The sequence below is a fragment of the Trichocoleus desertorum AS-A10 genome (genome assembly GCF_039962155.1).
GTDB lineage: Bacteria > Cyanobacteriota > Cyanobacteriia > FACHB-46 > FACHB-46 > Trichocoleus.
Genome location: NZ_JAMPKN010000079.1, coordinates 1 through 11448, shown reverse-complemented (window position 1 = coordinate 11448; position 11448 = coordinate 1). Strand labels below are relative to the sequence as shown.

Genomic DNA, 11448 nt, shown 5'->3' with positions numbered 1-11448 from the left:
AAACTACAAGCAAGCCTGTGATCAAGCTTTGGCTCATGCTTGTGGCCTGCTACCAACCGATGTGCAGCTCTGGGGTAAGAAATGGCATAAGCGTCCGGGCTACATGCCTTATTTATTGCGCCTAGCCGATACCGTCAAACGCTCTCAAACTCTGGGTGTCTGTGCTTCTAAACCTAGGAGCCAAACCCCAGAGTTAACCATTGCCCTGCCTGGGGGCATCCCTTGCCCCCGCTTCCACTTCTGGCAGCAAGTCCGCATTGCTGACGAGTGGAACGAACACGGCACCGTGATTGGCATGGAGTATCAGAACGGCTGGTGGTACTCCATCGAACTCGATCCAGGCACCCCACATAAATTCATTGAACCCGTGCGTCACAGCTTCGAGACGGAGGTGCAGCCACGATGAGCACCGCTACCCCTAACCTGACTTACCTCAAGCTCTGCAAAGAGTACGTCCAAATCACCCAGCGCAACTACTGCGCCGCTAAAATCCTCGCCATCATCGAGGGCTGGCAGGCATGGAAAGCCAAGCACAAGCTTGACGACTGGGTGAGGCTCACCCTAGAACAAATCCGAGAGCATCTGTTTGAGGAGTACAGCATCGAGACCATCCGCCAAGCACTCGCCAAACTCACCAACAAACTGCAACTCCTCAAGCGGCGCAACAACCCCAAGGCGAAATACGATCGCGCCTACCAGTACCAGCTCAACCGGGAGGTCATTGAACAAGCCTTAGCCCAGAAACAAGCCCAAACCCTTGCTCCGTCTCATTTCACAAATCTAGGAGATGATGACCTTGATTCTGGGAGTTCATCTCCTAGCTCAGGGGTCATCAACTCCAAAACGAATGGTGATCATATAGAAATAGATTCCACTCTAGACACCTCTACAGACACCACAACAACGGAGCCACCCACCCTCCCTGTTGTTGTAGGGGTAGAAGGATCTGAAGATTCCAAGCCAGTAAGCACTCCCTTGCCTGTGAAGCCTCAACCCGTTCTAAAAGCATCTGGGTCCAAAGTGGAACAGGTTGCAGAGGGCGCTGATTCCGCCGCCGCTCAAGAAGCGATTTTTGAAAAAATTGAACAAGCGGGATTTCCGCTCACCTCACCTTTGAAGGCTGAAGTGTTAGCGGCCCCACTTGAAGTGGTTACAGATGCCCTCGCTGCTGCGATCGAGTATCGAGACAGGCATGAAGTGAGGAATCCGATCGGCTTGCTCAGGGATGCAATTAGTCAATGCTGGAAACTAGGAGCCAGTGAACACCCCAAAGCAGTTAAAGCCGCAGAACCAGGCTTCAAGGAATGGTTTGACCTAGCCCATCGTCTGCGGCTTGTGACTGCCAGTCAATTGATTGAAGGAAAGCAATACATCCTGACTAATGACGACGAGTGGGAGCCTTGGGGTTTCTTAGCGGCTGCGTTTCCGATCGCTCGACTCCAACGGATGTTAAAGCCTCAACTATGCTGTGACTGAAGTTTTCTATTATGAAGGCTCAATTTCATTCTCTAGCGATTGACGTTTTAGTTGCTCAAAAAATTCTGAAGAGCGGAATTCTTCATTGATATCAGCTACTGTAAGCTGCTTCCAAGTTAAGCCTTTTGCTTCTTCAAGCCCTACCACTTCTCGTAGCCTTGCATCCTCTAAATTCACCTGCTGTAAATTTGCTCCTTGCAATCTAGCCTCTTTAAGGAAAGCCCCTCGAAGATCGGCTCCTATAAGGTTTGATTTTTGAAGATAAGCTCCCTAAAACAATGTTCCTGTAAAATTATTGGCTGCAAGAATAGCCTCTTGTAGATTAGCTTTTTGGAGGTTGGCTTCTTGAAAATTAGATCCCAGTGAATATAGGTTCTGACAGCTAGCGCTTGCAAGGTTTGCTTGTTGGAGGTTTGCTTGTGTAAACCTTGCTCCTTTGAGGTTAGTATTCATCAGATTCGCTTCTTGGAGGTTGCTATTAAAAACATTCGCTCCACGAAAATCCGTGCTCATGCAATTAGCTTGTTGTAACTGGGCGTTGATGACATAAGCCCCTCGAAGGTCAGCATTTATAAAAAAAGCTTCTTGCAGTTTAGTCCCTAATAATTTTGCTTCTTGGAGATTAGCTTTACTGAAATTTGCTTTTTGGAACTTAGTGTCAGAATTAAGTGTTACTCCGCGCAAATTCGTTTTTTCTAAATCTATAGAGTAAGGTTCTTCTGGAAGCCCATAAGAATGTTTACGACGACCCAGAACACTTAAAGTCGCTTGGATATCGGTTGGAACTTTATAATTTTCTGAGTCCGTTATTGTCTCTTCGATCTCAGACGATGGCTTTGGGGGCCAAGGAGCTCGTTCTCTAACGTAAGCAGCTAAGACTTCAATGATCTGCCAATAATCTTTGGGCGAGTCATTGGCAATTCGTTCTAAGGCATAAATGCCTCCTATACGAATTTCCGTCTCCTTGCTACCAAGTAGCTCTATGGCCTTAGCGAAGCGCTCTGTAATCAGTCTCTCCTCTGTCAAGACTGCATTCTTGAGCCCGATTTCAACGTTTTTCAACCCAACCTCAATATTCTTCTCAGCAGCGATCGCGGCTCTGTCCATACTTTCTACCCGCTTAGCTGCGTAGAAAACATTGAAAAGGATTGCAACCCCACCAAAGGCAGCCGCAACAGTTTTCAAGGCATCTAGAACTGACTTAATTCCTTGATTCTTGAGCTCAAGTAAACTTTTGCCTGCAAGGGGTTCAGAAGAATGTTGAATCTGCTCAATAGAAGTAACCTCAATCGTCCAAAGAGTGAAGCCTATAACTAACGCTACACTGAGGAATATCAATGCTAAAGCTATTAACCATTGCTTGAGACTTTCTGCTTCACTATCAGGCACAGCTTTCTCTTCCCTTGTATTGGGCTATAATTCACCTCGAAAAAGGTAGCCTCAGGTGAAGTGGTTAATGATGTATTTTTAGCTTTCTTAAAGATTTAAGGCATCAAGTAGGCAAAAGAGTTGGCTTTTCACATCACCGGAACGATCGCTCCCTACTCTGACCAACCCCGATCGCTCTACCCAGCACTCAGCCCAAAATCAGAAATTTTCCGACTATCAAAGCTTGGCTTGAGGTCTGCGTCACGGAGCGATCGCCCCAGTTGTCCAAAATTTGGACATCGCTTGGAACACAATGCTCATTGCAATGAGGACGAGTGGGAGCCTTGGGGTTTCTTAACTGCTGCATTCCCTGTAGCGCGACTTCAGCGAATGCTGGCTTAGTAATGGAGCAATCCACTAACTCAAATCAATGTCATGTAAATTTACAACCTATCCCAGTAACGGCGTAAAATCGGTCCCCGGGTAGCTCTTAGCACACTAAGTGCTGCCCTGTTTGTATCTACTACCTCTTTAAAGTCACGATGCTGCCCACGAACACCAATGTTGTGCAGTGATTCAAGAAGAGTTTCTGCGGTATCTAATGCTTTTTCGTGGGCATCAACTGTGTCGTTGAATGTAGTTCTCCTAGCATTAGTCACTTGACCGCGCAGACATTGTAGATAATGTCGAAAAGCAGCTTGTTCCGTAAAGCCGACAGAGCTAGGCTGTGGGCCTTGGAATAGAATATCGGCATAATTGCTACCAAATTCTTTCTTCGGTGCAACATCTTGCAAAACACCTAATCTTGATGCGATGTCAAGGAATGGGATTTTATACTCTGACAATGTTTGTGGACAGTAGTACCAAATCGTCCGCTGCTTAATCTCATCTTCATACTGCATCCGAAACTTATCAGGTGGAAATGAGCGAACATTCATCCATGTTCCAGAGGCAACACCTGTTGCAGAGGCACAGCTAGCAATTAACATTTGCTGACTGCAATAGCCAATAATTACTTTCTTATTCTTAAGGCGCAAACCAGCAGTAAGGTCTAAAACATTTGCTAACCAGTTTGGGTCACTGACTAGATATTCTCCTCTGGGATGCTCACATACAAGATAAACAGTATTAACAGACCAATTATCTGCCGCCTCTAGAATCTCATGGATTTGATTCTGGTCTCGTGTAACTTGTTCACTAAGGGCAACGGTCGCAACTAAATTTAGGTTATTACTATTAATACTTTCTGCTTCTTCAATCAAAGCCTTTTGACGAGCCAGCCAATCATCATTGACATTTGATGCATAAAGACCCGGCAAAATGAAATCGACACAGCCTAGTTGAGAGTTAAGCTCTAAAAGACTTTTAATGAGCTCGGTTAACTCAGACCCTCCCCAAAAGTCTGCACTTTGATAAGGTTTAGGCCAGTAGTCATGCTCTCGTAGCCGATGATGGTCTGCGTAAGGTAAGTAGAACTGCGGATCAAGCATGACTGTCCCGCCTAGGCTACAAATATCCCTCCCAAATTTTTGTAGTTGGACCTTGTTTAGGTCTCGGGGGCTCAAGATCACTACCCCTCCACCCCAATGTTTAATTAGGGAGCGGCAGTGATCCATCATTCCATAGCCAAATTGTAGGAAAAGATCCATCAAATGTTCCCCTGAGGAAAAACGCTTACCCATCTGCCATGAGAATACTTGAAGCCCCATATGTAGATAGAGGTCCATCTCATGCCAGCCCTTCTCGATCGCAAATTTCTTGGATCCACTCTAATGCTGCTTTCGCACTTTCTAAACGATGGTCTCGTCGGGCTCTGGTCATGGCAAAGACTAGATCTTTAAATTCGTTAGCCGCATCTATAGGTTTGGATATAGCAGGCAAAGGCATTGACTCTATTCTATGAAAGACTTCTGCCTCATCTCGTGCTTGATAACGAAAAGGATTAATCCCCTCTACGCATTCATAAAGCGTAACCCCAAGGGCAAAAAGATCTACCCTAGAGTCTATTTCCGATTTTTGATTTCTGAATTGTTCAGGTGGAGCATATCCCCATGTGCCCACTCCTCTCGGGCTTGCGGTTGCAGTGAGTGAGGTTAAATCCAGATGTCTCGAAAGCCCAAAATCAAGTAACCAAAAATCACTATTTAGATCAACGAGGATGTTCTCTGGTTTCACATCTCGGTGAACTATTCTGGCTTGCTCAGCATACGCGAGTGCTTCTAGAAGATGCTTCCCTAAGCGTAGAACCGCTCTTGAATCAAGGGGGCTATTTTGCAAATAATCCCGTAGATTGTCTCCAAATATTTTCTCTTCCCGGATCCAGACCACTTCACCGAGGTTAGCTTGAGCTGTTCCAAGTGCAAGGATTTTAGGCACCCGTGGTGATTTAATGCTTTGGACTGCTTGAGTTTCTCGGGCAATGCGCTCTGGATGCATTCTTAAGCAGATCTTCAGAACAACGTCACCATCCTTGGCATGCTTTCCCGAAAAAACCCATTTTTGGCCTCCTTCAGCAATAGGTGATAACTCAGAAATATCTGGAAATTCCTGCCTGAGCCAATCCTGATTAATACTCATCTTGAAACTCAAAGGGCACTAAATCAACATCAATAAATCTTAGACGCATTTAGACCTCCAAGCCCATTCATTGAACAGCCAGGATGCATATGACTTAGGAAGCTGCTCGTGTCGAGCTGACAACTCAGGATTATCTAGGAATTGATGACATGACACAACTCCAACCCCGCAGCGAGCGGCCTCCTCTAGGAGCTTCGGGCTGTTTGGCATCTGGGAAATTAAAAGATAAGACTCTGATGCAAACCAAGTATTGCGTAGTGCTTGCTGAAGGCCATGTTTCCATTCATTAACTTTTGCTTCGATCGCAATTAAGCGACGAACGGAAAAAATCTCATGTACTGGTTGAGTTTGCCAATTGCCCGATACCCACTTAATAAGCCCTGCGTTGTAAAGTCGCTTAAATGATGAGGCAACTCCTTTCGTGAAAAAGGTATTCAGGTGCTCAAAGTCTGATGACCCGCCTATAAAAAGGTAATGAAGTAAACGAATGTCAAGCTTAGTCAATTTCGCTCGACTTTCCATCCAACGATCTGCTGTGGGACCATGCCAATAAACGACAACAATATCTGGAAATCCAGCGTCTAAACGGGGCTCGATAAAAATCGTTCGGAAATGATCTGCTGGAGCTGGGGGAAGTTTGCATTTTATATATTCATAGACAAGGCCATGCTCGGGTCCTCTAGTTGGAGTTCTAAGTGAAAGGCCAGCAGGATTGAGGGATGGGTAATGTTTAATCGTATCTGCACTAATTAGAGAAATTTGCATTGCATACACGCCGAGAGCCTTCTTAGAGCCTGCCTATGCTGACTCTTTATATACAAATGTATTACGTGGAGTGCCTACAGAGTGTGACACGTAGTGACTTTTAACTTAGCGATCGCCCCTTCACCGTCCCCTCAACTTTTGAATTGGCCCCTTTTGACCCAAACCCCGCCTGCACAGCGTTAAAGCCCAAAAAGCCCAATTCAAACCAATTCAAAAATCCGATCGCCCGCTCTACCAAGCATCCCAGCACCTAGCTCACTCACGAAAACCACCCCAACCAGTACTAACAACGGTACTTCAAGGGATCTTCATGGAGCCATAAGGGCACCTTAGGGGTAAGGCGATCGCACGACTAAGGGGGGCAAAGACTTGGTAGCGCGATCGCCTCTCACTTTTCTCCAATTGGGGAACGCAGCTAAATGAGTGAATTGCTGAGCGATCGCGCTAGTCACCCAGAATTCGGACATCTTCTTGCAGTGACTCTGGGTTGAAAGAGCAAGTTTTTTCGGAGATGCAATGCTTACCTCAATGAGGATGAGTGGAAGCCTTGGGGCTTTTTGTCTGCTGCTTTCGCGATCGCACGTTTAAGGCAGATGCTGAGCTAGAGGGGACTTGAATCTCACGTTGACGCAGAAATTGAGACAGGGCATCATAAAGACCTATCACTCCTGCTAGAGAATCGCTAAAAGCTCCAAAATTCGTTGGGCACGCTTGGATAAATTGGTGGAAACACGGTTTCAACAGCACTGCTATTTATTGGTTTTCGAGAGTTACAGAAGAGTGAATCATCCTTCTGCTCTTTTAGAAATCTCGCAAAAATTATGATTAATTTTAATCAACTCAAGCTTAGAGAGCGTATTTTGTTGGGCTATGCAGTCCCATTAGTGCTGACAATCGCTGCAACTGGCGTCGTTGTGGTTAATGCTAGACAAGTCATTGAGCACAATCAGAAGACCAGCCTAGGAGCCAAAATTGTTCAAGAAACTGACCGTCTGGAGACCGATCTGTACAAGCGTCAAACTCATTTGCGTGGCTATCTTCTGACCCGAAATAAAGTTTTCTCACAGGCCTACGAAGATAGCGTTCGAGAATATCAAGCCAGAATCAATACTTTAGAACCAATCATTTCTGCTTCCGGAGACGAGCAGGTTGAACGGGTGCAACAGTTAAAAGTTTTGGGTGAACAAATTTCGGAAATTAACCGAAATTTGATTGGTTTAGTTGAAGTAGGTAAAGTCAATGAAGCCAATCAGGAGTTGGTCCAAGGCCGCATCTTGCCCCTCATAGACGAAGTAGGCAGGGTACTCCAGGAACTAAATATTCAAGAGGACAAGCTGCAAGCTCAGCGAGTTAAAGCCGCAGAATCTGCCATGCGCTCCTTGATTGTCACCGCTGTCATAGGAGCGATCGCTGCAACTGTGCTAGCTGTTGTCACAGGTAGCCTGATTTCATCTCGCATTACTCGCACAATTAATGAAATTGTGGCGACCGTAGCGAGCTCTTCTACCGAGATTGCCATTGCTGTAGAACAGCAGGAAAAGACCGTCTCCCAACAAGCTGTTGCTGTGAACCAAACCACAGTAGCAATGAATGAACTGAGTATCGCTTCTCAGCAATCTGCTGAGCAAGCAGAATCCGCCGCCGCTGAAACTCGCCAAGTGTTGAACTTAATCGCTGGCTTGGGTCAATTAGGGCAGCGACATCAGAACGGTAGCAATAGTCTGCAAGGAAAAGTGGAGCAAATCGCCGAACGAATTTTATATTTGAGCGAGCAAACCAACCAAATTGGCACGATTTCTACCCTGGTGAGTGATCTGGCGAATCAGACCAACATGCTCGCGCTGAATGCTGCTGTCGAAGCGTCACGGGCCGGAAACCAAGGAAAAGGGTTTGCCGTCATTGCGACAGAAATCCGAAAACTGGCTGACCAAAGTCGCAAGTCAGCCGATTGCATTGGCACTCTCGTCAGCGATATTCAAAATGCCACTAACTCTACAGTCATGGTGACGGATGAAGGCAGAAAAACCGTTGAGAGCATTGTGACTGCGGCGAACAATATTTCCTTAAGTAACCAACAAATTTCTTTGACCTCTAAGCAGCAGGCGATCGCGATTCAGCAGGTGGTGGATGCCATGATGGCCATCAACCAAGGAGCGAGTGAAACAGCGAGTGGAATTAGTCAAACAAGAGTCAGCACTCGACAGCTTAGCGAAGCAGCACTCATCCTAAAATCAGTTGTTTAGTTGTAGGTGCTAAGTCCACTCTGATGAGGGTTTCTAACCCTAACCCCCGAGCTCAAAGAACGCTGTTAATTCTGAAAGCGATCGCCCCTCCACTTCACCATGCCGATCGCCTTACCGAGCACTCAGCTCAAAATCGGAAATTTTCCGACTATCAAAGCTTGGCTTAGGTTCTGCGTCACCAGCGCGATCGCCCCTTTGCCTGACATCGAAAATAAGCGCTTTAGCGGTTTTTTTAACGCTGCAAGGTTTTTAATTTAGAGCCTGTATGCATCCGTTATTTGCCCTGCCAGAATGGCCCCCAAAATAGTTCTCACCTGTTTTCAACCGCCTTCAGAATTGCCCGTAGGCTATCAGCTCTGTAAGGTCTCAGGCTTAATTGAGTGTGAGCTAATGGAAGGTGAAACCTCAAGAGAAGCTTTGGCTAGAGCTAGAGATGCAGGTTTAACAGTGGTAGGTTGGAGTATGCCAGCATTCAAACGTAAACTTTAGCTGCTGAGCGATCGCAGTGCTGACTCAAGAAATCCTTAACTTGTATGTAGAAAATAGAAGTTTGTTGTCACAAGCCTGCACCACAATTAAGAAAGTATAAAAATATACCTATTGATTTAGTAAACAGTTAAGCGATGACCGTATTAACAGGCCAATGTTTGCTTTCCGAGGCAGGCCATCTATACCGAGTTATAGAAGCCGTTGATGACGTGGTTTCTATAACTAGAGTTAATAGTTATACAGTGCTGGCCTTTAAGAATTGTACGCTCCAAACTCTGTTTCGTCCTTCTGCCTGCTCTGAAGCTAGAGACTCTTGCAACGGATGGTTACCGATAGAGGCTAAATAGCTTTTTAGGAGCCTTTTACACCAACACTCTGGTTTCGAAAATATAGGCCCGCTCCCCTAACGCCGCTTAATTAGCAGGGCGATCGCCTGCTCAACTTGTGAATTGGCCCCTTTTGACTCAAACCCTACCTACACGGGATCAAGGCCCAAAAAGCCCAATTCAAACCAATTCAAAAATCCGATCGCCTGCTCTACCAAGCATCCCAGCACCTAACTCACTCACGAAAACTACCCCAACCAGCACTAGTAGCAGTACTTGAAGGGATCTTCATGGGGGCATAAGGGCACCTTAGGGGTAAGGCGATCGCACTGCTGAGGGGGCTTAATCAGTGGAGCGATCGCCCCTCACTTTTCCCCAATTGGGGAACGCAACCAAGTCAGTGAACTCAGTGCTTACAACCTTTTATTAAAAGCAGAGAGTCTTATGAATTCAGAAATGGATGACGATGAAATTCGAGTTTTAGGAAAGACAGGCCAAACGGTGGTGTATGTTTTCCCCAATGGAGGTGCTGAAGCATTGAGAGGAGAACTTCCATCGGAATCCGAGGCTTCCCAGAATTTACTCACTGAACGACTCATAGAAGCAGGATTAATTTCAGCTAGCCAAAGAGATATTGCCCTGCGTGACCAGCAAATTACAGGGATGCAGTGGAGTGAAGTCTTGATTGCACGGGGCTGGATTACTGAGGAAAAGCTCCAAGCATTTTCGCAGGAAAATACCTTGCCTCAGTAGGCTTGGTTGACAAGCTTCAGGATCGACTAAGCGACTTAGGGTACTCATCCGCAAGATAACTCAACCGGACCCGCCACACGATGGAAAAGGAAGCAGGCTAAGTGAGTCTAACCTGACCGGGTCACCGAGTTGGCGATCGCTTTAAACTAGCCCCACCTACCGCAAAATCCGTAATTTTCGGAATCTCAAGGCTGACAAGGCTACGATTGCTATTACGATTTCAAGTTTCCCAATGTTTGTATAAATTTATACATAGATGGGTAACCTAAGAAAAAACTTGTTTAAATAGCTCTATGAACCTTGATGAGTTTGAGGCCCAGGTTAAAGATGCGTTTGACGTTGGACTCAACCGACTCCAAACGGTCACGCTTTTGGTCGTAAACCTAGAGCAACAGCTCGAATCAACCCGACAAAGCATGCAAGAGTTCACTCAAGTTATTGATAACTTCATTACTGCCGAAAAGCAAAAACGAGACCAAGACCAGAGCTGACTCCTCTCGATGGCGAGAGGACTATCTAGCACAAACTTTTTCAATCGCGGCGACTAGCGTTTCTGGGTGGCTCGGCTTGACAAAATAACCCTGCACTCCCAATTGCAGGGCTCGTTGGCGCTCGGTTCGAAAGGCGAATGCTGTAAAGACGATGACAGGTAAATGTTGAAACTCTATGTTCTGTCGCAGTGCTTCTAGTAGTTGGTAGCCACTGATGCCGGGTAACTTCAAGTCCAGCAAAACCACATGCGGCTGAAACTGAGCCAGAGTTGAGAAAAAGCTACTGCCCTCTGCCAAACTCAGCACTTGGTAGCCGTGATGAGTGAAGTAGTCATCCAGTAGCCATCGATTAAAGTCATCATCCTCAACTAACAAGACTCTTACCGTTGGGCTCGGTTCAGAGATCGGAACATCTGTCATGTCACTGCATACGGGTGAGGGGCAAAGCTAAACTAAACCCTGAGTCAGAATCACAGCGTTTGAGCTTTTGAATGTTGCATATCATACATGTAGTCTGTGCATAGCTCAGTGATCAGGCCCCAAAGCGCGATCGCCCTTGCAACTTTTCCCCAATTGGGGAATACAACCTCATCACTGGACTGCTGCTCGCCCCTGCCAGTTGTCCAGAATTCGGACATCTGTTTCACTGGCTCTGGAGTTGAAGAGCGATCGCTACAAGTCCCAAATTGGGACAACTGACCAACAAAGATGAGTAGGAGCCTTGGGGTTTCTCGGCTGTTGGTGAGCGATCGCGCGATTGCTAGATATTTCTGGGGTCTTGCGCGCTGGAGTCAGGTGAATCCTGGTCACTTGCGTGTCGCTGCGTAATAGTAATTCATGAATACAACAGCTTACGCCTCTACAAAATACCTGACTCTAGTTGCTCTAAATATATGGGTAGTGCTCAAGATGTAATGATAGAAGAGTAAAGTTCATGGTAGTGCTACACAGGTAATGATG

The 11448-nt window shown here is 46.2% G+C and carries 14 protein-coding genes and 1 pseudogene; 6 read left to right on the top strand and 9 right to left on the bottom strand.

Features of this window, described 5'->3' with window-relative positions; all coding sequences use genetic code 11:
* Both NDA01_RS30000 and NDA01_RS29995 read left to right on the top strand, forming a co-directional pair.
* On the top strand, positions 1–406 hold a 406-nt coding region (locus NDA01_RS30000), incomplete at its 5' end, for a hypothetical protein (RefSeq protein ID WP_431193578.1).
* Positions 403–1476 carry a hypothetical protein gene (locus NDA01_RS29995; protein ID WP_348230907.1) on the top strand — a complete coding sequence of 358 codons (1074 nt, stop codon included), beginning with the start codon at positions 403–405 and terminating at the stop codon, positions 1474–1476. The genes NDA01_RS30000 and NDA01_RS29995, both read left to right, overlap by 4 nt.
* Before the next feature lie 9 nt (positions 1477–1485).
* Here the strand turns inward: NDA01_RS29995 and NDA01_RS29990 are convergent.
* Positions 1486–1731, bottom strand: a pseudogene (locus NDA01_RS29990) (pentapeptide repeat-containing protein); the annotation flags it as partial.
* Between the two features lie 15 nt (positions 1732–1746).
* Positions 1747–2865 carry a pentapeptide repeat-containing protein gene (locus tag NDA01_RS29985; protein WP_348230906.1) on the bottom strand — a complete coding sequence of 373 codons (1119 nt, stop codon included), beginning with the start codon at positions 2863–2865 and terminating at the stop codon, positions 1747–1749.
* A gap of 120 nt (positions 2866–2985) precedes the next feature.
* On the opposite strand from NDA01_RS29985, the gene NDA01_RS29980 reads away from it, so the two are divergent.
* Positions 2986–3246, top strand: a complete 261-nt coding sequence (locus NDA01_RS29980) for a hypothetical protein (protein ID WP_348230905.1) — start codon at positions 2986–2988, stop codon at positions 3244–3246.
* Positions 3247–3287: 41 nt separating this feature from the next.
* On the opposite strand, the gene NDA01_RS29975 is transcribed toward NDA01_RS29980, so the two are convergent.
* The 5 genes from NDA01_RS29975 to NDA01_RS29955 all read right to left on the bottom strand — a co-directional run bounded on the left by NDA01_RS29975 (position 3288) and on the right by NDA01_RS29955 (position 6653).
* Entirely contained in the window at positions 3288–4334 is a 1047-nt protein-coding gene (locus NDA01_RS29975; protein WP_348230904.1) for a hypothetical protein, read from the bottom strand.
* A 238-nt stretch (positions 4335–4572) separates the two neighbouring features.
* A complete protein-coding gene (locus NDA01_RS29970) occupies positions 4573–5421 on the bottom strand; it encodes a serine/threonine-protein kinase (RefSeq protein ID WP_348230903.1) in 849 nt (282 codons plus the stop codon).
* A gap of 39 nt (positions 5422–5460) precedes the next feature.
* On the bottom strand, positions 5461–6195 hold the full coding sequence (locus NDA01_RS29965; RefSeq protein ID WP_348230902.1) for a hypothetical protein: 735 nt from the start codon (positions 6193–6195) through the stop codon (positions 5461–5463).
* A 91-nt stretch (positions 6196–6286) separates the two neighbouring features.
* Positions 6287–6436 carry a hypothetical protein gene (locus NDA01_RS29960; protein WP_348230901.1) on the bottom strand — a complete coding sequence of 50 codons (150 nt, stop codon included), beginning with the start codon at positions 6434–6436 and terminating at the stop codon, positions 6287–6289.
* A 79-nt stretch (positions 6437–6515) separates the two neighbouring features.
* The gene (locus NDA01_RS29955) at positions 6516–6653 is read right to left on the bottom strand and encodes a hypothetical protein (protein WP_348230900.1); all 138 of its coding nucleotides are present in this window, start codon (positions 6651–6653) and stop codon (positions 6516–6518) included.
* 354 nt (positions 6654–7007) lie between these two features.
* Here NDA01_RS29955 and NDA01_RS29950 point away from each other — a divergent pair, with 354 nt between their 5' ends.
* The 3 genes from NDA01_RS29950 to NDA01_RS29940 all read left to right on the top strand — a co-directional run bounded on the left by NDA01_RS29950 (position 7008) and on the right by NDA01_RS29940 (position 10488).
* Positions 7008–8429, top strand: coding sequence for a methyl-accepting chemotaxis protein (locus NDA01_RS29950; RefSeq protein ID WP_348230899.1), 1422 nt, complete (start codon positions 7008–7010; stop codon positions 8427–8429).
* Positions 8430–9688: 1259 nt separating this feature from the next.
* Positions 9689–9997 carry a cyclic di-GMP-binding domain-containing protein, MshE-related gene (locus NDA01_RS29945; protein WP_348230898.1) on the top strand — a complete coding sequence of 103 codons (309 nt, stop codon included), beginning with the start codon at positions 9689–9691 and terminating at the stop codon, positions 9995–9997.
* A gap of 293 nt (positions 9998–10290) precedes the next feature.
* The gene (locus NDA01_RS29940; RefSeq protein WP_348230897.1) at positions 10291–10488 is read left to right on the top strand and encodes a hypothetical protein; all 198 of its coding nucleotides are present in this window, start codon (positions 10291–10293) and stop codon (positions 10486–10488) included.
* A gap of 21 nt (positions 10489–10509) precedes the next feature.
* On the opposite strand, the gene NDA01_RS29935 is transcribed toward NDA01_RS29940, so the two are convergent.
* Both NDA01_RS29935 and NDA01_RS29930 read right to left on the bottom strand, forming a co-directional pair.
* A complete protein-coding gene (locus NDA01_RS29935) occupies positions 10510–10908 on the bottom strand; it encodes a response regulator (RefSeq protein ID WP_348230896.1) in 399 nt (132 codons plus the stop codon).
* A 50-nt stretch (positions 10909–10958) separates the two neighbouring features.
* Positions 10959–11183: a hypothetical protein gene (locus tag NDA01_RS29930; protein ID WP_348230895.1), complete on the bottom strand. Its 225-nt coding sequence runs from the start codon at positions 11181–11183 to the stop codon at positions 10959–10961.
* Positions 11184–11448 lie beyond the last annotated feature (265 nt).